Source organism: Yoonia litorea (genome assembly GCF_900114675.1).
Classification (GTDB): domain Bacteria; phylum Pseudomonadota; class Alphaproteobacteria; order Rhodobacterales; family Rhodobacteraceae; genus Yoonia; species Yoonia litorea.
Genome location: NZ_FOZM01000006.1, coordinates 1 through 23,280, shown reverse-complemented (window position 1 = coordinate 23,280; position 23,280 = coordinate 1). Strand labels below are relative to the sequence as shown.

Genomic DNA, 23,280 nt, shown 5'->3' with positions numbered 1-23,280 from the left:
CGGAATGATTGACAGATCACCTGAGCGAGGCGCAGGGTGACGTAAAGGAAGACACGGGGGCAACGACAATGATGAAGCGCATTCTCGCCGCATTGGGGCTTATGGCTGCGGCAACGACCGCACAGGCGCAAGACACTTTCACCTACGACTGGGTCGGACCATACGGGGGTGGCTATCTTGGCGGGTCATTCTTTGAAACCGAAGCCTCGGACCTGACCGATACATTTACCAACGACGCCCCGCCGATCTCAGAGCTGATCGCCACCTACGGCATCAACGGCGGCTATAACTGGCAGCCCTATGACGACAACCTGCTTCTGGGCCTCGAACTCGACGTGCAAGGCGGCAACGAAACCAGCCAGCTGATCCGCTTCAACAGCGCAGGCACGGACGGCCAGCTTTACGAAAACAAGATTACCTCACTGACCAGCCTGCGCGGCCGCGCTGGCGTCGTGAACGGCAAAACACTGATCTATTTCACCGGTGGTGTGGCCTTTGGCGAAGTGGATTTCCTGATGATTGACCTCGACGAAGCGATCGACTCGCGCAACTGTAGTGTCGACGGCATCATCTGCGCACAGGCGCAGGACAGCCTTGTCGGATTGAACGTCGGTATGGGGCTTGAATATGCATTCCGCGACGACATGACCGCACGGTTCGAGATCATGCACTACGATCTGGAATCCACGTCTGCCGAGGTGCTGAACGGTGGCGACACGCCTGTCTGTTCGACAGCAAACGCCGACGAATGTTCGGCATTTTTCGATTCCAGCGTGACGCAGTTTCGCTTTGGTGTGAATTTCAAGTTCTGATCACACCGAGCATCGACATAAATTTTACATAATCAAGGTTATGCGGCGCCCATTCGGGCGCCGCTTTCGCATCAGCCGTGGACAAAATGCAGCGTGTCAAAGGTCTGACGCCAGTCTGCGACTTCGGCGGCAGTATCCTCACCTGCCAATCCGCGCGCGATCAGGCCGGCCAGACGCGCACTGTCACTTGCGGTCATCCCCCATCTGACAAGCTCTGGCGTACCGATCCGCAGCCCGTTCATATCGCCTGGCACATCCGGCACGGGTAAGCCGATGCCGCAGGCCAGAAACCCGGCCTTTCGCAGCACCTTCGACGCTGCCTGCCCGCCGCCATAGGCCTCGGCCAGAACGGCGAACTGGTGTGACGTGGTAAAGCCCCCTGCCCCCTTGAAGACAGGCACCCCTTGGGCGTCGAGCTGTTCTGCCAGCGCCACCGACAAGGCCACCATCTGTTCAGCATAATCGGGACCAAAATCACGCCAGTCCAGCAAGGTCACGGCCAGCGCTGCCGATTTCGCCGCATCGAAATTCGCGGTCATGCCCGGAAAAGCAATGGCATCCAGCGCTTTTGCGATCTCCGCATCATTGGTGACGATCAGACCACCCGCAGGACCACCGAGGCTTTTGTAGGTGCTCATCGTCATGAAATGTGCCCCGTCAGCCAGCGGGTTATTCCAGGCCTTGCCTGCGATGATACCGCACTGATGAGCGGCGTCGAACATCACCTTTGCGCCGACCTCATCAGCAATCGCGCGGACAGCAGCAACAGGATGGGCAAAAAGGTTGAGGCTCCCTCCCACTGTGATCAGCTTTGGACGTTCGCGTAACGCCAGCGCGCGCAACTGGTCCAGATCGACAGTATAGCCGTCAGGATTTGTGGGCGCATCCAGCGTGCGCAATCCGTAAAGACCGGCACAGCCCGCCAGATGGTGCGTGACATGCCCGCCAATCGATGCCGGCGGCGCGATGATCGTATCACCGGGCTTGCAGACCGCCATAAAGCCATAAAGGTTCGCAATCGCCCCGGATGGCACACGGATTTCAGCGAATTTCGCATCAAAGACCTCAGCCGCCAACGCGGCAGTGATGACTTCGATTTCTTCGATCGCCTCAAGGCCCATTTCGTATTTATCGCCCGGATACCCCAGCGAAGGCCGCGACCCGATCCCGGAAGCCAGAAGCGCCTCGGCGCGCGGGTTCATCACATTGGTTGCAGGGTTGAGGTTGAAACACTCTCTTTCGTGGATATCACGGTTGCGCTCTGCAAGGGCCTCGACCCGCGCCAGCAGCTCTGCAGATGCCGCCTGACGCGTTTCCGTAGCGATCCGCTGCACCAGCGTTTCGCTGGTTTCCGGCACCCATTGTCTTGTCTCAAGTGTCATCGCTGCCTCCTGTCGTCTTTCACTGACAAACTGGCGGTTTGAGGGCGGAAAAGAAACTGATTTGCGGATCGCGCGCGCGGAATTTCAGCCAGAGAGCGCGGCAATCGCCGCCGCCAGTGGCATCGCCCGCACACCCCCCTGCCCCGGCACCTCGCGTGGACCGGCATAGACAAGGATACGCCGGTCCGCTGCCAGATCATCGGCGGCGATGTGGAAACCGCGCGTCACCTTGGGCGTGGTCGTGCGTTTGACCTCAATGGCCCAAAGCGTCCCGTCAGGCAGCTTGAGCAAAAGATCAATTTCTGCGCCAGCGGATGACCGGTAAAAGCTCGCTTCTGTGCCCTGCGGGGCCGCGGTGATCAGGTTCTCAATGCAGAAGCCTTCCCAACTGCCACCGACAACAGGATGCCCCAGAAGGTTCTCTGTGGTTTCGATCCCAAGCAATGCATGGGTCAGCCCTGCATCGCGGATATAGACCTTGGGTGATTTGACGAGGCGCTTGCCCGCGTTGGCGTGCCACGGCTGAAGGCGGCGCACCAAAAGCAGATCCACCAGCAAATCGAGATACCGCGCCACGGTCTGGCCGGAGACGCCAAGATTGCCCGCAAGTTTGGCCGCGTTCAAAAGACCCCCCTGCCCGTGCGCAAGCATGGTCCAGAACCTGCGAAGCGCCTCTGCCGGGATGCGCAGGCCAAAGGCCGGAATGTCGCGTTCCAGATAGGTGCGGATGAAGTCCTCGCGCCAGCGCAGGCTGTCGGCATCACTTGCCGCCAGAAAGCTGTCCGGAAAGCCGCCGCGCAGCCAAAGCGATGTCATGTCGCCCGCGTCAATCTCCGGCACCATAAATGGCGTCAGTTCCTGATAGCTCACCCGACCGGCAAGGCTCTCGGCGGTCTGTTGCAAAAGTGTCGTTGCAGCGGACCCCAGTAGCAGAAACTGCCCTGTCCGGTGCCCTGCCCTGCGGCGGCGGTCGATCTGGCCACGCAGCGCGCCGAACAGATCCGGCATCAGTTGCACTTCGTCGATGATCACAAGACGACCCATCTGCTCATCAAGATAAAGGTCGGGTTCCTGCAGAATCTGGCGATCCGCACGGCGTTCCATATCGAGATAGACCGCATCGCGGGTTTCAGCCAGATCAAGCGCCAGTGTTGTCTTGCCGACCTGACGCGGCCCAAGCAAGACAACGCCCGCTTGCCGCGTAAGCGCATCTATGACCTGCTTTTCGTGTAATCTTTGCAACATACCTTGCATTTATTCCATACTATGGAAGATTTGCAAGGTTAAATCAGGGCGTATCCCCCTGCCCTGTCAACGCGCCAGGCATCAGATCTTCCCAGAAGGCCACGATCGCTTCGGCGTTCAGCGCCGACATCCAACCGTGGTTTTCGAAATCAAGACGCGCCGCCGGCGTGTCGATCCGCGCCATGAACAGCCTTTTGTCCGCATCCCGTTGCGTGGGCGACCGCGAGGCCACCAGATCGCGCAGACGGGCCAGCTGTTTGGCACGGTCAGAGGTCGGAGCCCCCTGCCCTGCCCCATCGGCCGGTTTGTAGTCCTCGCGCAGCGCCGCCGTCAGATAGCTGACACGGTTGCGCACGTCCTCACGCCCGTCCACATAGGCCATCTTTTCAGCCACATGGGCCGCACCGTGCTGGTTGATCCACTGGCGCGCCAGACGGTCACTGACACCTTGGGCGCGAAGCTTTTCATAGATCGGTTCGTTGCGGACCCCTGCCCCGTCATCGAGTTCCAGCACAGACAGCTGCGGGTTCTTCTTGATGATAAAGCGAATATCCGAGACCGCCCGCCCCATCTTGCGCGTCTCAGGCGTGACAATGATGTTGGAGGTCTTGTTGACCTCGGCCACCGCCGGTTTGATGATCTTGGCGTTCAGATGTTTGAACGTCTCGTAATAGGCGCTGTCATCTACCCCCATCAGGCGACGGAACAACTCAAGCGGCCACCACCCTGTGCTGCCGGTGCGCACGAAACGGTAGCAATTCTCGTAAAGCGCCAAGGCATGACCGCTGGTAAAACGGCGCTGAATATCGAGATTGATCAGGGCGAAGACCTTGGGATCATGCAGTTTTTCAGCCAAGGCTGGCGAATAAGCGTATTCACAGACCCCGCCCTTCAGCTTGGCATAGGACAGCAGGCTCGACACGCCCCATTCCTGCTGGCCTTTCTCATCCAGCATATCCCATTCGGCAGAGGTCTCCACCAGCCCGCGCAAGGACTGCTTGAGTGTCTCCATATCGTTGGAGTTATACCCGATCATCGTACAGAGGGTCCGCGCATCAATCGCGTGGGAGCTTTGGTAGATCAGCGTGTCATAGGCGTTGAGCAATAAGACATTCGACAGTTTGCGCTGCAGCAATGTCAGCTTGCCGCTAACGTGGATCGCGGCCACATTCTTTTTGACGGCCTCGCGCCGCAATGGACCGGTCAGCGCCCGGTCGGTCTGATCCTGTGGGTTCATCTGCTCACCTTCTACCGAGGTTTCACCTTCATCCTACCGCAAAAGGCACCTTGCAACAAGACAAGCTTAGGCACCTTTGAACGGCGCTCCCCCATCCTGTAGATAGGTTCCTTAACGAAAGGTACCCGCACCGCGCGTTGCTTGAGGTATCCGTTTACGGGTTCGAGACTCCGTGATTTTGGGGGCTTGACCCAAAACAGACTCTATTTCTTGTGTTCCTGAGTCCAGGAGCCTCAATCCCTGCGAATCGGGCCCCTATTCACCGCAGACTGGCACGTATCATCCTGTATCCGGATACCCTTCATCCCGCAGACGTATACCGTAGGACACGTAAGCAACTGTAATCGTTTATATAATCAAGCCTAAAGTCTATAAAGAGTCTAAATATATTAAACGTCTTTTCGTGTCGTTCCTTTTGGAATTTCGCTGCGAAATGCTGAAAACCACGATTAGTGATTCTCATTTTCGGGTTCATGTGCGAAAGTCAGACGCAAATCACCAAAAATAGCGCACATTGAGGTTTCATCATGTCATCTGCGAATAAAGCGCCCCAGCCGCCTTATATGGGCATCGACCGGGAAAAGGCTGCGGCGGCTCTCTCCGACCCTATCGACACCACACGATTCGCGAAAGCGGCGGCTTTCGCTGCGAAAGGCCGCGAAGACCTTGCCAAGCGTGGTCACGCCCCGGACGGCGACAAGCGGTTGCGCCGGTTCTCCACTTGGGAGGTCTGCCGCTATCTGATCCCTGTGGCAGCCTCGCACTTCCGGCGCGTGCTGAAAGCCAACCCCGATCTGCCGCAAGGCTACGGCGAAGGTGGTTCCAAATGGTTTTCCCTGGATGAAATCATGACCCTGCGCGCGCATTTCGCTGCGGAAGGTGCCGCTGATCGTGAATACCTGCCCTGGCGCCCCAAAGGTCAGCCCGCAAAGATCATCTCTGTGGCGAATTTCAAAGGCGGCGTTGGCAAAACCTCGACCGCGGCGCATCTGGCGATGTCGGCCGCACTCGACGGCTACAAGGTGCTTGTCATCGACCTCGACAGCCAGGGGTCAATGACCTCCATCATGGGCGGCACCGTGCAGGACGAATGGCAAACCGCCTTCCCGCTTCTGGCGAAGGATTACGCTCTGAACGTTGAGGTCGAGAACCGCGAACGCGAGGCAGCGGGTGCGGCACCCCTGCCCTTTGATGAAACCCTTGCCGAAGCGCGCAGCATGAAAGCGCGCGATCTGATCCAGTCGACCCACTGGCCCAATATCGACCTGATCGGTGCGCAGCTGAACCTCTATTGGGCGGAATTTCAGGTCCCGGTCTGGCGGATGCAGTTGCGCAGCTGGCCGCTATGGGACGCGCTGAGCAACGCTCTGGCCGGTGAGGATATATTAGACGACTACGATATTGTGGTGCTCGATACGCCACCTGCGCTTGGTTATCTGACCATCAACGCATTGGCGGCAGCAGATATCCTGCTGGTGCCGCTCGGCGCATCCTATCTGGAGTTCGACAGCACGGGACGGTTCTTTGACATGCTCTACAGCACATTTGCCTCGATTGAGGATGGTGAGAACGCGGTGCGCCGTCAGGCAGGCTTGCCGGAGATGAAGTTCGAATGGGATGCTGTCCGCGCAATCCTGACCAGGTTTGACGCTAACCAGCAGACCGATCTGGCCAATGTCATTCAGGCATATTTCGGCGACTTCATGACCGCGCATCGGCAGGAAATGACCGCGATGGTCGGACAGGCCGGCGAACATCTCAACGGGATCTACGAATCCGATTACCGTGAATTCAACCGTGAAACCTACATCCGTGGCCGCGAAACATTTGATCGCACGTGGGCGGAAGTGAAATCGGTTCTGCTGGGCACCTGGTGGCGGGATGTCCAGATGGAACAGAACGCAGAGGAGGCTTAAACCATGGCCAAGCGACGTAAACTCACAGCACCATCTGCCGAAGATCTCAGCGCACTCGATGCACAGTTTCGCAGCGAAACGCCTGCGCGGCCCAATCCGGCGACAGCACCCATCAGCCAGATTGCGGCCGAGGCGGCGCAAGTCAGCCGCGTGGACGACGCGCAAACGCGGCTCGATAAACTGGATGCAGAAAGGATGCGCAACGCACTTGCTGCGGGGCTGGTGGTTGTGGAGCTACCCACCAAATTTGTGCAGACCGACCAGATGGTCAGGGACCGGACCAACATTGATCCTGACGAACTTGAGGAGCTGAAAACCTCGATCAAGGCAAACGGTCAGCGTCTGCCGATCGAGGTCTACAAGGACGGCGAGCACTATGCGCTGTTGTCGGGCTACCGGCGACTGCTGGCGCTGCGCAAACTCAACGCCGATAACCCCGGCGCGTTCGAGACGGTCAAAGCGCTGGTCAGACCGGCCCATGACACGGCGGCGAGTTTCGTTGCGATGGTCGAAGAAAACGAAATCCGCAGCAACCTTAGCCATTACGAGCGGGGCCGCATTGCGGTCATCGCAGCACAGCAGGGGGCCTTTGGCAGCACAGAGGAGGCGGTCAACACGCTCTTCGGGTCGGGCTCGAAATCGAAGCGGTCCAAGGTCAAATCCTTTGCCGAGGTTTTTGAGGAACTCGGCGATCTGATGCATTTCCCCGAAGCCCTGTCAGAGCGGCGCGGTCTGCGGCTCGCACAAGCATTGCGGCAGGGCGGTCAGCGCGCCTTGCGCGAGGCGCTGGCAGCATCACGCGGATTGACCGCCGAGGCCGAGTGGGAAGCGCTTGAACCAGCCATCGCAGCGGTAGAGCAGGGGCCTCAGAAAATCGCCAAGCGTGGCCGACCCAAAGCCGAAAACCCGCATCGCACCGGCATGACCAAGACCGTCAAACTGCGCAACGGGATCGTCTTGCGCCGCCATCTCGATGAACGCGGATACGCGATCCATTTCAGCGGGGCAGAGCTTGATGATGCCGCGATGGACAGTGTGATGGAGGCAATCGCCGATATTCTGTCATAGTGCGGGATTAGAGTTTCGCGCGCGAAACGCATTGAAAAAAATGTGAAAAATCAATGTGTTAGATTTTCAGGGCCAAACAACAGTGTTTCGCACGTCAGTTTCGCAACCCTGCATATAGTGGTGGTGTAGCGCCAAAACACCATATTTGGTATTTACTTTTTCGAAACAGATTTCCGTTTACGCAGCGAATCCGATTCGCTAGCTTGAAGGGACACCACTCGTTTCCTTTTGGAGGGCGCAGGGACCGCGCCGCGATCCACTCAATGTCAACGCTGACGAAGCTCCGGAATCTCTTCGCCCGAGGCAGCAATGCTTCGGCGGATGATCAGCTTCGCCTGCAGTCCGGCTTTGATACCGATCCCACAGAGCACGAGTTGCACCGCGAGGAAAGCTTCAAGGTCGAGGCGCTGGAGCCGCGTATCCTGCTGTCTGCAGACCCGCTGACAGGCGAGCTTGCGCGGTTGGTCGAGGACAGCGGACGCTATGATCCTGCAGCCGAGGTGGCCGCTCTGGTCCAGCAGCTTGACGCAATCGAGGCAGCGCCGGAAGCCGCGCCCGAGGCAGAGGACGCCGGGCTGACAGCCGACGACGAGATCGTCTGGCCTGAGGAATGGCTGGACGGTGAGGGCGAGGCAGACACATCTGATGCGCTGGTTGATGCAACCGAAGTTGCAATCCCGGCAGCATCGCAAACAGGTGATGAGGCGGCGACCGATGAGCCCTTCGTCAGCCTGCAACAGACACCAGAGGCAGACCCTGAACCGGTCTTTGCATCATCCGTGAATTCACTGGTTGGTCAGGCCGATGCAAAGGGCCATGACGCCCAGGCACCCCCTGTGCAAATCTCGGAAACCCAACAAAACAACGCTGAAACTGAAAACACCCCCAACGGGGTTTTTGGTGCTGCAGGTGACGCTCTTGTCTATAGCGGTCCGTTAGGCGCCGCGATCGGCACCGAAATCCGCCAGTCTGACGCCCAAGCGATGCTTGGTTTTGTCATCTCCGAATGGCGCACGGCCTTGGGTGATGACACGCTCTTTTCCGATCTGACGATCGCCATTGCCGATCTGTCAGATGGCGTGCTTGGCAATATCACCGGCGCACAGATCATACTTGATGTGAACGCAGCAGGGCAGGGATGGTTCCTTGATACGACGCCAGAGTCTGACGAGGAATTCACAACACTGTGCGGCGCGACACTTGTCGGTGACATCGCAGGCGTCGATCTTCTGACCGTCATCCGCCACGAGGTCGGCCACGCCGCTGGCTTTGATCACGACGCGGGCTTTGCGCTGATGAACGAAACACTGGGGCAGGGTGAGCGCCGTGGTATCCCGGCCGTTCTGCCAGCAGCCGGTGATCCGGTCAGCGGCAACCTCAGCACCCCGAATGATGGCACGTTGACCGACACAGTCGGCACGAACGCATACTTCTACGTGGTGCGCGCTGACGGCACAGTAGCCGTCTACAATAGTGCGAACTTCAACAACGGGTCCGAGGTGGTCGTCACGACATCGGTGGTGACAGCGATCAACGCCTCCGACCCGAGCGCGGCGCTGACCGAGGTCGACACACTGGTTCTGCCTGATGTCGCGGCGGTGGTGAACCTTGATGACGTCAATGCCGGTTCCGTTACATTCGGTGCCAACACCATCACCTTCACCAGCATAGAGTCGATCCAGTTCGGAAACACGGACGACCGTCTTGTGATTGATGATGCCGGTTTCATCACTGGCGAGATTGATCAGGGCGACGGGACTTTCGAGATTTCCGTCGCTGACGTGATCTCGATCCTCTTTGATGAAGGCACTGTCCCGACAGCAACGCTCAGCATCTCTGTGACCGAAACGACGGCCACCAAGGTTTCGACGACAGGTGGTGCGGATGTTGCCAATGCGGCGCTCGATCTTCTGGCGATCACGCTTGAGGGTGCGAGCGTCTTTGTCGGTACCGGAGCGAATGGCTACTTTGCTGATGGCACGGGGTCCGTCGGTGTCGAGATCAGCGGCGCGGCATTCACACTCAATATCTATGCCGACGCGACAGGCACCTGGACCAACCTCGATGCGACGCTTGGCAATGCATCACTGATCGGCGTCAGCGATGTCACCGCGACGATCTACAACGCCGCCGTCAAGATCATCTCCGAAGCTGCAGGCTTTGTGATCGGTGGCACCGCCGCGCTGGTCGAGGTTGCGGCCTCTGCCACACTGACCGTCAACAACAACGTTCTGATTGCCGGCACCGTGCGCTTGGTGCTGACAGATGTGACTGGCGTTGATGATGGAACAGCCACCGTCAACGGCAGCCTCTTTGCCTTCACAATCACAAGCGCCAAGATCTTTGGCGGTGTGGACGCGGTTATTGATGCCAGCGTTCCAGCGACACCTACCGTTACGACAACGAATGCCACCGGCTTCTATGCTGAAAACATCGGCGCGACACTGGCTGTTCTGAGCACTGCCAATGGCACATTCACAGGTTTGACGCTGAGCGTCGGCAGCGGCGAGATCGTCGGCATCCCTGATACGACCGCGAGTGTCGGCAATTTTGCTGTCATTTATAACGACGGTGTGGACTGGACCCAGACACCGCTCGCTGCTGCGGGCCTGACGCTCAGCGGCACGGTCTTCGAGATCGAGACACAGGCCACACTGACGGTCAACAACAACGTTCTGCTTGCGGCCACCTTCGCGCTGTCGATCACGACCCCGGCCGCCGGAGAAAGCCTGCTGACAATTTCGGTGCTCAATGCGTTTGCCTTTGCCGGGAACGGCACAGTCACTGCAACGCGCAACGCCAACGGCGATGTGACAGCGCTGACAGTCGGTGACGGTGCGCAGGGCTTTGTCGCGACCGGCGTGACATTCGAATTCGCCAGCTACTCCACTGCGACGGCTGGCTATGCGGCCATCTACCTGAGTGCTGCAACCGTCAGCCCTGAAGGCATCGACGGTCTGACGCTAAATCTGAGCGATCTGCTGGTGCGGGCAAACTTTGACAATGGCGCTGGCGCATTTGACTGGGCAGCCTCAACGCTCACTTTGACGTCTGTTGCCAATATCGCTGCATATGATGCAACAGAACGTCTTGATGTGCAGGTCACGATTGATGAACTGAACATCGACGATGCGCTGTTGCTCACCGGCACAATTACACTGACCACGGCCAAGGGCGTCCTGATTGATGGTGTGACAGGCGATCTGTTGTATCTGAGCCTGTCGAACCTTTCGGTCTTTGCAGGGCAGGGGGCCACGATAACCGGTGGCGTTCTGAATGCTGATGACGGGCAAGGCTTCCTTGCGGCGGGCGGCAGCTTTGCGATTGGCATTCTGACAGACATCACCAACCCTGCGGCACCTGTTCAGTATACAGGTATCAAAGGGGCGCTGGATACGGTGACGGTAAAAGGGCTTTCGGCTGTCACGGTTGAGCTGACAGGGTTTGCGTTTGACTACAACGCCACAACCGGCACCGATAAGATCAGCTGGGCTGCGGCAACAGATGCCCCTGCCTTATCCACGATCACCGATCAGACAACAATCGCGGTGACCGGTTCGCTGTTGCTGGCGATTGAAACCAACTTCATCGCGACCGCCGACTTCTCGCTGATTTCCAAAACGCAAGATGTGAATGACACCAGCATCGCGCTGACCGGTGCCTCTGTCCTGATCTTCGAATTGACCGAAGCCTCTGTCTGGGCCGGAACCGGCTTTGTGCTGGAAGGCACAACTGGCGACCGCTCTGTCAATGAGGCGAATGCCACAGGCTTTACCGTCCAGCTTGCGACAATCGAGTTTGTCGTTGTCAACGAAATGACCACAGGCCCACCAGCCCCAAGAAGCTGGTCGGCTGTCTATGGTGAACTGGGCACCGTGACACCTGTCGGCCTTCCATCCGACCTGACGTTTACCCTGAAAAATGTGACCTTCGGCATGAACAATGCCGCTGCTGACGGAACCAAGATCGACTGGACAGCCCTCGATGGCGCCGCCGCTGGCCAGATCACCGATCTTCCCACCAACATCGCGACATTCGACAACCTCTACGGCATTGCCTTTGGCGGCAGTGTCGAGATTGCTGTATCCGGCTCCGTGCTGGTGGCAGGGACGCTGTCGGGCCGGATCAGTGACGGGGTTCTGAACGATGGCGCGGCCTACACCGATGACCGTGCGATTTCGGTCTTTACCTTCACCGTCTCGGGCGGGTTCCTTTTTGCAGGCGTTGGTGGTGACTTTACCCGTGATGCTGACGGTGCGGTCACAGGGGTAGATGTTGCCAATGCAACCGGACTGAGCGCGACAGGCGTCGCGATCGAGATCGTCACAGTCACAGAAACGCTGGTTCCAACGAACAAGTGGTCCGCCTTTGATATTCAGGCAGCGACAGTCACAGCCGCTGGTCTGAGCAGTCTTGCTGGCGTGGGCATTGAGCTTTTCGACTTTGAAGCGTCCGGCAACAGCACTGCGATCCTCAACGGCACAAACATTGACTGGACCGGTGTCACAGACGCGGCCTTCAGCGATCTCACCCGCATCAAGTTGCTGGATGCCGCGGTGTCGCTGTCTATCGGCGGTGGCATTGACCTCAACGTGGCAGACAGCGTGTTGGCGACGGGTCGCTTTACCTTGCTGGCACTGACCAAGGACCTGAATGACGAAGTCACACCGATCACCGGCGCTGATATCCTTATCTTTACACTGAGCGACGTTGAGTTCTTTGCCGGTGTTGGTGGCGCATTTGCCGGATCAGGGTCGCTGACCAACGGCACTAAAGACAGCATCGACCCTGCGGCTGGCACTGGATTTTATGCCTCTGGTGCGTCGCTTGAGTTGGTGATCGTCAACGACAAGACCGCTTTGCAGACTTATTCCGCAGTTGCGCTCGATGTGCAGACTGTGAGCCTCATCGGTTTGCCGGATGCCCTGCAATTCCAAATTACCGACCTGTTCTTTGGCGCAAACAACGCCAATGCCGCCGTTGATCCTGTCAAGCTGGACTGGACAGAGCTGGTCGATGAATTGGGCGCAGACCTGCCATCTACGATTGCAACCTTCGATGCAGGCTACGGGCTGGAATTTGCCGCCACGCTGGAACTGATCATTGATACCGACAAGGTCTTGGTGAAGGGCTCGCTGGCCGGTGCGATCTTCAACACTGATATTGATGCCGGTGATGTTCAGATCACGGGCGCTGATGTCTTCAGCTTCAGCGTCACCAACGCGTCGCTCTTTGCGGGAAGCGGCGGCGCGTTTGATGCTGGCACGGCCAGTGGATTTGCCGACGGTGGCACCGGCTTTACCGCGACCAATGTTTCGCTTGAGTTGCTGACCATCAGCGGCGGCACGGTCACGGCGGGTGGTGCGACGGGCGATAGCTGGACGGCCTACCGGATCACTGTGGATCAGGCCTCACCTGTGGGCATCGACGGGATCACGCTGAAGGCCTACAACTTCGTGGTTGCAGGCAACAGTGTCACGGATGCGGCGGTTACGGTTGATCTGCCAAGCAAAATCGACTGGACGCTGCTGTCGGCCGAATTGCCAGGCTTTGCGATCACCGACTCTGCGCAGGGCCTGACGGATGCCGTTGTCTTTGAAATCGGCGGCGCGGTTGAGGTTGATATCTCAGGGTTTGTGCTGGGACTTGGCCGGTTCTCGCTTGAGATCAACGACTATACCAACGTCACGGACGATACGCTGGTCATCGGAGACGCGCAGGTCCTGACAATCAGCCTGTCAGGGATCAGCCTTTTCGCCGGTGTGGGCGGGACGTTTAACTTTGACGCTGACTCCGGCCGGGCGCTGTCGGTCAACAGCACCAATGGCACCGGCTTTGTCGTGAACAACGCGTCGCTCGATATCGTGCTGTTGAAAGACCTCGACGCGACTATTGCAAATATCGTGACATACACTGCCGTGTCGGTGACGGCTGACGGCGTTGGTTTGCAAGGGCTGCCATCCTCGCTGGTCTTTGACATCACCGATTTCAGCTTCAACATGAACCTGCCTGAATCCGGTCAGAACGTCGCTGTAAACTCGCAGACACGTCTGAACTGGGCCACGGTGAAGTTCGGTACAACGCCTGAGGCATTGCCTCTGCCAGCAAGCATTGCGGCGCTGGAGTCAGGCGACAGCATTGCGTTTGGCGGTAACCTGCGCCTTGAAATCACCGGAGGGGTGCTGATTGCAGGCACACTTGGTGGGTCGATCAAATCCGGCACTATCACTGACGGCACCACATCCGTGACAGATGCGGATATCTTTATCCTCAAGGTGACGGACACCTTCATCTTTGCCGGTGTCGGCGGTCAATTTGATGAGGATGCAGACGGCAAGGTGACAGGCATTACGGCAGGTGTCGGAACCGGCTTCTTCGGGTCTGATGTCAACGTCGAGATTGTGTCCGTCTCTGAACCTGTTCCGGCTGTCGCAACAACAACGCCGCTCGTCACCCGCACCGCCGTCAACGTCTATGTGGGTGCCTTGGGTGTCCGGGGTCTGGATATCCCGAATTTCGATGCCAAGGTTTTCGACTTTGTGGTGAAGGGCAACTTTGTCTCTGACACGACAGAAGCAAAGTTCGACTGGGACACTGACAATGCCGGCAGCAACATCGACACGCTGATTGCGCTGGATGGCACATCGCTTGATCTCACCGATGCCACAAGCGACGGCGCGATCGATATTCTTGTCGGCATTACCATCGGCGGGTTCATCCAGCTTGATCTCTTTGGGTCAGTGCTGGCTTATGGCCAGTTCACGATCAGCTCCAGCATTCAGAACGTGGCTGACGGCAATCGCACGATTGCAGGGGCGCAAGTGCTGACCGTTTCTGTCAGCGATGTGAACCTCTTTGCCGGTGTCGGTGGTCAATTCACACTGGACGGTGACGATAAGGCGACAGCGATTGACCCGGATGCAGGCACCGGTTTCCGTGCAACTGGTGCGAACCTTGACCTCGCGATCATCACCCAAACGGTCGACAACGTGCTGACCACGACGGTCGAGACCCGTGAGTTGCTGCGCTGGACTGCGGTTGCTGTCGAAGTAGAGCAGGTGACGCTGCAGAACTTCCCTGATGCGCTGGTCATTGAGGTCAACGATCTGGCCGTGAAACTGAATGTCGCAGCAACACCGCTGGTCGGGCCTGAGATCAAACTGGACTGGTCGTCTGTATCGCAGGTCAGCGGCACGATGCTTGCTGATATCGACGCGAGCATTGGCGTGCTGTTCTCAGGTGCGATGGAAATCCAGATTGACACTGTGGTGCTGTTGTCAGGTGCCTTTGCAGGATCGGTCAAGAACCTGGCCGCTCTGGACGGCGGCACTGCAAACACGGCAGCCATGACGGATGTGTCGATCCTCACATTCAGCCTGCGCGATGTTTACCTCTTTGCGGGAACCGGTGGTGCGTTCACACGGGACGGTGACGGCGCCGTCAATGGTATCGCCAATCAAGGCACCGGCTTTAAAGTCGAAAATCTTGCGCTTGATCTGGCGTTGGTCAGCGAGACGGCCACATCGGCCGGTGTCGACGCGCTCACTCCAGCCAGAAGCTGGACGGCGCTTTATGCAACAACCTCCGCCATCGCGCCTGTGGGTTTGCCATCCGGGCTTGAGATTGCCGTCACACGACTGACCATCGGGTTTAACGGCAAGGATGCACGCAACAGCGAGCAGCTGGATTGGGCCAATATTGCGGAGACGCAGAACCTGACCGTCTCGGTTCTGATCGCCGGTACAGACCTGATCGTATCCGGCGCGCTGACGCTGAATGCCTTTGGATTTGTTTCCTTGAGTGCCACCTTTGATCTGGTATCGGTCAGCGCCTTGACCGCAGAGCTTGATAGCAGCCTGGCAGGTAAGGAAGACGCGACAGCGCTGTTGATCGGCCTCACGATTTCCGACCTGTTTATCGGGCAGCCCAACGGTGTTGGCATTTCGGTCAGTTCCGGGTCACTGGCGTTGGCCTTGCTGAAGACGACACCGCCAACCATTGGCACCGGACCAACCGCAACGGTCGGACCTTATGCGGCAACGACAACCCCCGGTGCGACCGCGATCTTCGGCACGCTGACAGGTGCGACGATCAACGGCCTGCCGGAAGGCCTTGATTTCACGATCACAAGCGTGACCGTGAACCTGTATCAGACGACCGCGACAAGCACAGTTGATGCCGGAACGGGCGCGTTCGTGACCAATCCATTCGACTGGACAAGCATCGAAGGTCCAGTTGATTTCGTGCCGACAGCAGATGCTGGGTTGAGCTTCACCTTTGGGGAAACCGGTAGCGAGATCACCGCAGTCTTTGATGCAACCTCTGACCGGTTGAATGCGACCGGGTCGCTTGCGCTCAATGCTTTCGGCTTTGTCATCGTCAACGGTGGCTTTACCTTCGCCAAGGATACCGTCGATGTGGACGTCAACAGCGATGGGACGTTCGACACCACGCTGGGCGACATGAACAATGCGGTCCTGACACGTCTTTCGATCTCTGCGGCGTCGCCTGACAGTGGCACGACGCCGGGTCTGTTTATCGGTCTGCCGGACGGGCCGGGGATTTCCGTCGAGACAGCCGAGGTGGTCTTTGCGTCGCTGAAGGCAGCCGATCCGCTGACGGACGGTCGCGGCTACAGCACGCTGAAGGCCGAGATTGCTGGCGCATCGCTGACAGGTATTGATCCGATTACCGTCGATCTGGACGCTTTGGTTCTTGAGCTCAACAGTGCGAAAAATGCGCTGGTCCCGACGGCCACGGTCGATGTTCTGGATTGGGGCAATAGCATCAACCTTGATCCGACCGCATGGGCCAGCGGTGATACAGGGATCACTGGTCAGGATACATTCGACGCAATCAGCGCCGATGGTGACACACCCGACGGCACGCTGCGTCCGCTGATTGATTCAAGCATCAACGGCTTCAAGGTCTTTGCCGATGCAACAATCGTTGTTTCGGAATTTGTCTTTATCACCGGCAAAGTCGCGATCTCGCAGCAGAACGGCATTGCAGCCCGTGAGGTCGGATCGACAGCCGCCTTTACCACGTCGGTGCTTAGCATCGGGATTTCTGACGCGGTTGTATTTGCCGGTGTTGGATGGGCTGACGGAGACACGCTGGCCACGACAGAGGGCACAGGCATCGGTCTGACGGTTGATAGTCTGGGTCTCTTTATCGTCAAAGAGGTCAACGCCGCCAAGCCTGTCACCGAACTGCGCAAGTGGACCTCGCTAAAGGCCAGCGGCGGGGCTGAACTGATCGGTGTCGATGATGTCATCCTGAAAGGTGATCTTGATCTCGTCGTCAATCAGGCTGGCGCCATCAACAACGTTGCTTACAAAACGCTCGACTTCACATTCGGCGGTGGTGACGACGGATGGACCATTCAGGTTGGCAACAGCGATCCGATCGTCTTTGACAGCGTCGTGGCCGAGATTGTTGTCACCGGTTCTGTCGTGATCGGAATCGACCAGTATGTCTTTATCTCTGGTGAGTTCAGCTTCCGTCAGAGCGATGAAATCTACACGGTGATCACCGATCAAGTCGCAACAAGCATCTTCGTCAACGGTCTGACCCTTGGTGCAAGCAACGTGAATATCTTTGTCGGCACCGGCTACGATCTCGACCTCGACTTTGCTGCACAGGACGATCTGGTCGGTCTGAAGATTTCGAACGGTCTGGTGGGTCTGGCGTTGTTCAAGGAAGTGACATCGGCCACTGACAAGACAGCGAAGCTCAATGGCCAGTCGTTCACAGCTTTGACCGCCAGCGGCGATGTCGAGCTTGTGGGCGTGGAAGGTCTGACGCTCGCCGCATACAACCTTCAGGTTCTGGTCAACAAAGGATCAGGGACCGCGGCCATCGACTTTACCAAGGGCGATTTCGACACCAACCCGTTCAACCTGACAGCCGGCACCGAGCAAATCACCTTTGATATGACCACGGGCCTCATTCAGGCCAGCGGCTTTGTGGTGATAGGCATTGAGCAGTATGTGTATCTGGCCGGGAACATCAGCTTTGCCCAAGGTGGCACGCTGACGACCAGCACGAGCACCAAGAAGTTCGATGTGACCAAAGTGACCGGCAGCGGTATCTCGGCGTTTGTCGGAACAGGCGGACCATATTGGGATGTCGATCTGGGTGATCCCGCCGATCCGCAAGTTGTGGAACGTGCTGATGCGGGCAATGCAACAGGTGTGATTGTCGATAACTTCAGCTTTACTCTGGCGTTGATTGGCGAAGTGCGGGACGTCGCCGCGACGGCCACCACACCGGCGCAGCGTGTCGCAGTGACGAATGGCCTGAAATACTCCGCTCTCTATGCCACGATCAGCAGCGTTGAGGTTGTCGGTGTCGATGGTGTTGTGCTGGCCGCGAACAATCTTGAACTGAAGGTCAACACGGCCTCCGGCGGTCTTGTTCCGCCTGCAACGACCCCTGTGCCGACGGGTCTCGACTTTACCACGGTCACGGGCCTCGACCCCGGTTTGCAAATCTTTGTAGTTGAAAGCTTCGCCGGTACGCTGCTTGAGCTGCGTGCAGGTAATGGCGCAGGCAACGGAGCCCAGATCTGGATCAATCTGGATGGCACGACCCCCGCCACAGCAGATGCCGCTGACTTTGTTCTTCAAGGCGACCTGCTTTACGAAAAGACCACTTCGGCCAATGGTCAGGTCTTTACCAAGATTGCCCTCACAACGATGACCGTCCAGATCGGTGACTTTGCTGTCACCGGTGACGCGTTGATGTATCTGACGGCAACCGGGCTGGCCGGAAGCTTTGAGGTGACTGTTGATCTGAGCACCACAGCAGGTGGCAACGCGATTTCGGTTGGCGGAACGATCCGCCTTGAGATCAGCACACGACCCACTGCTACAAACATCGGCTTTGACACCACAAATGACGGTGATCCTGACACCTTCCTTGATCTGCCGCGCGGTAAGTTTGTCCGTCTGACAGGCGAGGACCTGTTCCTGAGTGTTGATCTGGGCAACGATGACAGCGAAGAGCTTCGCTTCAGCGGGTCTATCTCTGTCACGCAGGTCAGCCCGCTGAACAATGCCGCCGGACCGAAGAAGACAATCATCGCCTTTACAGGTGTCACCGGCACATTCGTTGACGAGAGCAATGTCATCTTTGACATCACCGAAGGCGCAGGCGTCTTTATCTTCTATAGCGATACCGCCAATCCGACATCGACCGCCAACGGTATTGCCGGTCTGATGGAGCTGACCCTTGGTCTGCGCGCCGGAGCGTTTGAGACAGGCGCCACCGCACAGATCCGGATCAACACGACGTCGCGCACTGCGATCAATGAAACCGTCGAAATTGCCGGTGCGACCTACACCATCACATTCACAGAGGCGAACGTCCGCACGATTGCCTTGATTGCTGCCAAACTGAGCTTTGATCCATACTTCACGATTGAAGGTTCAGTTGCGCAGTTGTCGGCCAGCCAGCTTCAGTTGGCGAATGCCAGCGCAACCAGCGGCTTTGTCGGTCGGAACATCTCGATCTTTATCGGTGATCGTGGCGTTCTGGATGACGACAGCGACGATATCGGCCTGTTGATCACGAACACCCAGCTTGCCGTATGGGAATTCGGCACTGGCACCACGCGGTCGTTTGCGATCTACGCCACCGGCACCGTGACTGTTGTCGGGATCGAAGGGCTGACGATCGAAGGCACTGTCACCGTGCGGATCAACAAGTCGGGCCAGCTGATCGCGCCGCACACCATTCAGGATATCCGGCTGGACAACAACGATGCGCTGCCAGACTTGCAGGTTGCTGCGGTTGCCGGACAGATTGAACAGGTTTCAGCCGATGCGCTGACATTTGGCTTCGGCGGGACCGGCACCACAAATATCGTCGCAATCACCGCAGGCGGTGAAATTGGCAACCCGATCGACGATGTTGTCTTCACGCGGATGCCGGGTGGCAGCATCGAAGTTGATATCCCACAGGCAGCGATCACCGTGACGCCACCGGATGCCGACAGCTTTGGTATCGAAGGTGCTGCGCGCTTCAGCTTTGGCGGCGCATTGGGCTTCCAGCTTCAGGATATGCGCGTCACCGGCTACACGCTCTTTGGTGAGACGGTCGAGTTGCTGCGCACGACAGGCTTCCGCCCTGTGACGGCTGACATTGCAGCGCCGCTTCAGAACCAGATCGTTTCGCTGGCGGATCTCAACTACATCGACGTTATCTACAACGACATCAACCGCTCTGCCACCGCGGCGAACCCGTCAGGCATGAACCTGTCGTCGATCACAGATGCTGGCGCGGAATTTGTCCTGACCGTCCGGTCACTGACAGCGCCAAGCACACCGATCACATTGCTTGTCTCAGGCGAAGGCGAGTTGGTCGAAGGCACATCCCGTCCGACATTCCGCTACGAGATTCTTTCAAAGCCGCTGACGCTTGATCAGACTGTGACCGTAGAGGTCCAGTTCCTTGCCAATTCATGGGAAGACGCCCGTGGTGCACAAGGTGCGGCCAAGACTGTATCCTTCCGTCTTCTGGCGACAACACCGCCAACAGGCGGCAGCTTTGATCTGGGCAACCCGCAGCCGATTGCCTACGTTGCCTCGCCGTTTAACGGCTCAGGCATCAGCGTCGATCAGATCAACGCCAAGGGCTACATCGACATCACCTTCCTCGCTGAGGCGGGCAAAGAGCTGATCGGGATTGACGGTGACGAAATCCGCATCCTGAGCCAGGGCGGTGCAATCAATCTTGATCCGGCGCTGAATGGTGTCGGTGAAAAGTTCACAGTCGTCCAGATCAGCAAGACGACCTATCGCTTCTTCGTTGCGGCCAAACCGACAACCGGCACCAACCCGACGGCTGCTGCCACGACACAGGCCATAGCACCTGCGAACCCGGCCTTTGTTGCAGGTGAGGTTGTCGTCGAGTTTATTGCCGGCACATGGGGCAACCAGAAGGCCGATGGTAGCGAGCGGGTCGTCTTTGGCGCGGAAACACTGGCGACGACGTTCCAGGGTCTGACAAACCAGAAGGTTGTCTTTACCAACGTCTTTACCGTGACAGCCGCCCCAATGGCGCAGTCGCCATCCGACACGGCGCTGAAGATCGGGCCGATCACGATTGATAAGCCGACCTTCGGTCTGGATAAGCTGGCGTTCAAGGATGGCCTGCTGGTTTTGACGCTGGCACTTGGTGCTGACACAGCGGCCTTCAGCTTTGGAGGAGGTGCCAGCGGTTCTGGCGGATCCGGCACACAGACTGACAATTCAGGCGTCAGCATCACCCTGACCAACCTGCTGATCAAATTCGATATTGCAGTCGATATTCTGGGGGTTATCAGCGGCGAAGGCTTTGAACTTTCGCCGACCGGCAAGTGGTCGATCAGCGCGGACCGTTTGCAGGCGATTGTGCCGAATGCCTTTGAACTCGATGCACGTCTGATCACGATCCAATACGACCCGAACGCCGATGAAAGCTCCTATGATGCAAACCGTCCGACCGGGGCAGGGCAGACATTGGTACGGATCAACACCGTCGAGATTTCTTTCCCGTCATTCGGTATTTCCGGCTATCTGACACAAGACAACTCTGGTGGCGAAACGATCCCGGGCCTGACGGTTTATGACAACGGCTTCCGCATTGGCGAAGGCGTCTTGATCTATACACCCGGTGCATCCGGCAACACGGCCACACCGACGAGCGGCACAAGTGGCGACAAAATCCGCCTCGGCTCAATTCTGGAATTCGATGACTTCCGGATCGGTGTGTCGAACTTCAGCTATATCTCTGGCAACGGCGTGACCTTTGACGGCACGATCTTTGTGGCATCCGGCGGTGCGAAGTTCTTCCCGGGCAAGGCAATCAACGCCACTGTTATCGACCGTCTGAGCGCCGAGCCGGGCGAAGCACCCGGTGTGCCGAACACAGAAGCCTTGCGGGCCGGTCTGACCTTCACAGATGGCAAGGTGGACGGCTTTATCTTCGAGCTTGATACCTTTGTGATCAACATCGGTCCTTATCTGACGATCAAGGGCGTTGATCTGCGTCTGGATACCTCCGCTGCTGATGACGAAGAGCTGATCAGCTTTGCGGCCATCGGGGCAGAAGTGCAGGTGGGATCGCTGCGCATCGGCGGCGAAGCGCGCCAGTTCGCCTTCCTTGGTGACGGCACCTTCGTGACCAAGCAGGGCTTTGGCGTCTTCCTGTCGGTTGGCAGTGTGGATGGTGCATCCTTCAAGTGGCCAAGCTGGCTGCCGATCAAGATCACCGAAATCGGTATTCTCTGGCCTGATATTCAGGAAGATCCGACGGACTTCATCCTGATCCTGTCTGCATCGATCCGCGGGATCAGTGGCGCAGACGGCCTGCAGTTTGAAGGGGCCGTGAACGGTATCCGCATTGACGTGGGTCTGCTGCTTGAGGGCAAATTCCCCGTCATCGGGATTGATAGTCTGGGTGTTTCGGTCTCTGGCACGCTGTTTGGCGGGTCCATTGACGGCGCATTGATAGGCGGCATTGTCCGCCTTGACGCCAATGGCAACCAGATCAGCACGTTTGACTTCACTACGCCTGTGGCGGACCGGCTTCTGTTTGTCGGTGTTGAAGCCTCCTTCGGTGTTGCAGGGGTCAGCGGGTTTACGATCCGGTTTGCCTTCTCCGAGCTAGGCCCGCTTGGTGTTCTTGTGTCGGGATCGGTGCCAGGTGGTATTCTGCTTGAGCCGAATTCAGGCCTTGCCATCAATGACTTCACTGGCGGCGTGGACTTCTTCAAGTCGCTGCCGGATATCACCGACGCGGCTGATCTTGCCGGACCTGCCTTTGCCCTGCCTGGCACGATCACGGTTGATCAATGGCTTGAAAGCGTCGAGAGCCAGGTCGTCGCCCAATACAAGGCCGTTCAGGCGAACCCATCGCTCGGTGGCTTCCTTGCGGCCTTTACCGCGCCAATGACGATTTACGGTTCGGCCAAGGTCTTCTCGATCTACACCAGCGAAAAGGTCTTCAACGGGCAGGTCGCCATTAAGATTTCGACGGACGGCAAGATCCTTGTCATCGGTCAGCTGAACTTTGCGGCAGACAATCTGTCACTGTCGGCGCGCCTCTATGCCAACCTGAGCAAGATTGCTCAGGGCGAGGGGACGATCCTGCTTCTTGTGAAAGTGCCTGATCAACTTGATCTGTTGACCGTCAAAGGCAGTCTGCAATTCGGCTTCCGCGATATTCTTGGCGAAGAGACCCAGTTTGCGGTCACTTACGACAGTCTCGATAAACCGTATCAGGCGCTCAGCGGGATTACCCAAGGCACGGTTTACGGCGTCGGCAGCTTCAACAACGTCGGCTACATCATCGTCGACTTCAGCGAAGCGCTTGGCACCCTGAACACCGCGTCCATCACCGATCTGGAAGCAGAAATCGTCCTGCTGAACACAACCGCGACGCTGAATACATCCATTGGCGCAATCGAGACGGAGACAGCCGGGCAATATCAGATCTGGCTGTCCAACCTCGACGCTTCCATCACCAATGTTGAATACGGCTTTGTCTATCAGAGCTGGTCATTCACAGACACCACGACGAATGAGACGGTCTACTCGGATCGCGGCAAAGTCAGCAATCCAGGCGATCCGATC

7 protein-coding genes are annotated in these 23,280 nt (G+C 57.9%); 4 read left to right on the top strand and 3 right to left on the bottom strand.

Going from position 1 to position 23,280, the window contains the following annotated elements:
- The first annotated feature begins 8 nt into the window (after positions 1-8).
- Positions 9-812, top strand: a complete 804-nt coding sequence (locus tag BM316_RS16485) for an outer membrane protein (protein WP_090210836.1) — start codon at positions 9-11, stop codon at positions 810-812.
- Between the two features lie 71 nt (positions 813-883).
- Here the strand turns inward: BM316_RS16485 and glyA are convergent, their stop codons facing one another.
- The 3 genes from glyA to BM316_RS16470 form a co-directional block, all read right to left on the bottom strand.
- Positions 884-2,194: a serine hydroxymethyltransferase gene (glyA, locus tag BM316_RS16480; RefSeq protein WP_090210834.1), complete on the bottom strand. Its 1,311-nt coding sequence runs from the start codon at positions 2,192-2,194 to the stop codon at positions 884-886.
- An 84-nt stretch (positions 2,195-2,278) separates the two neighbouring features.
- Positions 2,279-3,439: an ATP-binding protein gene (locus BM316_RS16475; protein WP_090210832.1), complete on the bottom strand. Its 1,161-nt coding sequence runs from the start codon at positions 3,437-3,439 to the stop codon at positions 2,279-2,281.
- A 43-nt stretch (positions 3,440-3,482) separates the two neighbouring features.
- Positions 3,483-4,676: a replication initiation protein gene (locus tag BM316_RS16470; RefSeq protein WP_090210830.1), complete on the bottom strand. Its 1,194-nt coding sequence runs from the start codon at positions 4,674-4,676 to the stop codon at positions 3,483-3,485.
- Between the two features lie 527 nt (positions 4,677-5,203).
- Here BM316_RS16470 and BM316_RS16465 point away from each other — a divergent pair.
- The 3 genes from BM316_RS16465 to BM316_RS16455 form a co-directional block, all read left to right on the top strand.
- Positions 5,204-6,592, top strand: coding sequence for an AAA family ATPase (locus BM316_RS16465; RefSeq protein ID WP_090210828.1), 1,389 nt, complete (start codon positions 5,204-5,206; stop codon positions 6,590-6,592).
- 3 nt (positions 6,593-6,595) lie between these two features.
- The gene (locus BM316_RS16460) at positions 6,596-7,660 is read left to right on the top strand and encodes a ParB/RepB/Spo0J family partition protein (protein WP_090210827.1); all 1,065 of its coding nucleotides are present in this window, start codon (positions 6,596-6,598) and stop codon (positions 7,658-7,660) included.
- Positions 7,661-7,923: 263 nt separating this feature from the next.
- Positions 7,924-23,280 (top strand): LEPR-XLL domain-containing protein (locus BM316_RS16455; protein ID WP_131802604.1); only part of this gene is annotated, 15,357 nt, incomplete at its 3' end.

Coding starts and splice junctions, on each gene's coding strand:
- glyA (WP_090210834.1), bottom strand. CDS start 2,194: ATGACACTTGAGACAAGACAATGGGTGCCGGAAACCAGCGAAACGCTG.
- BM316_RS16475 (WP_090210832.1), bottom strand. CDS start 3,439: ATGTTGCAAAGATTACACGAAAAGCAGGTCATAGATGCGCTTACGCGG.
- BM316_RS16470 (WP_090210830.1), bottom strand. CDS start 4,676: ATGAACCCACAGGATCAGACCGACCGGGCGCTGACCGGTCCATTGCGG.
- BM316_RS16465 (WP_090210828.1), top strand. CDS start 5,204: ATGTCATCTGCGAATAAAGCGCCCCAGCCGCCTTATATGGGCATCGAC.
- BM316_RS16460 (WP_090210827.1), top strand. CDS start 6,596: ATGGCCAAGCGACGTAAACTCACAGCACCATCTGCCGAAGATCTCAGC.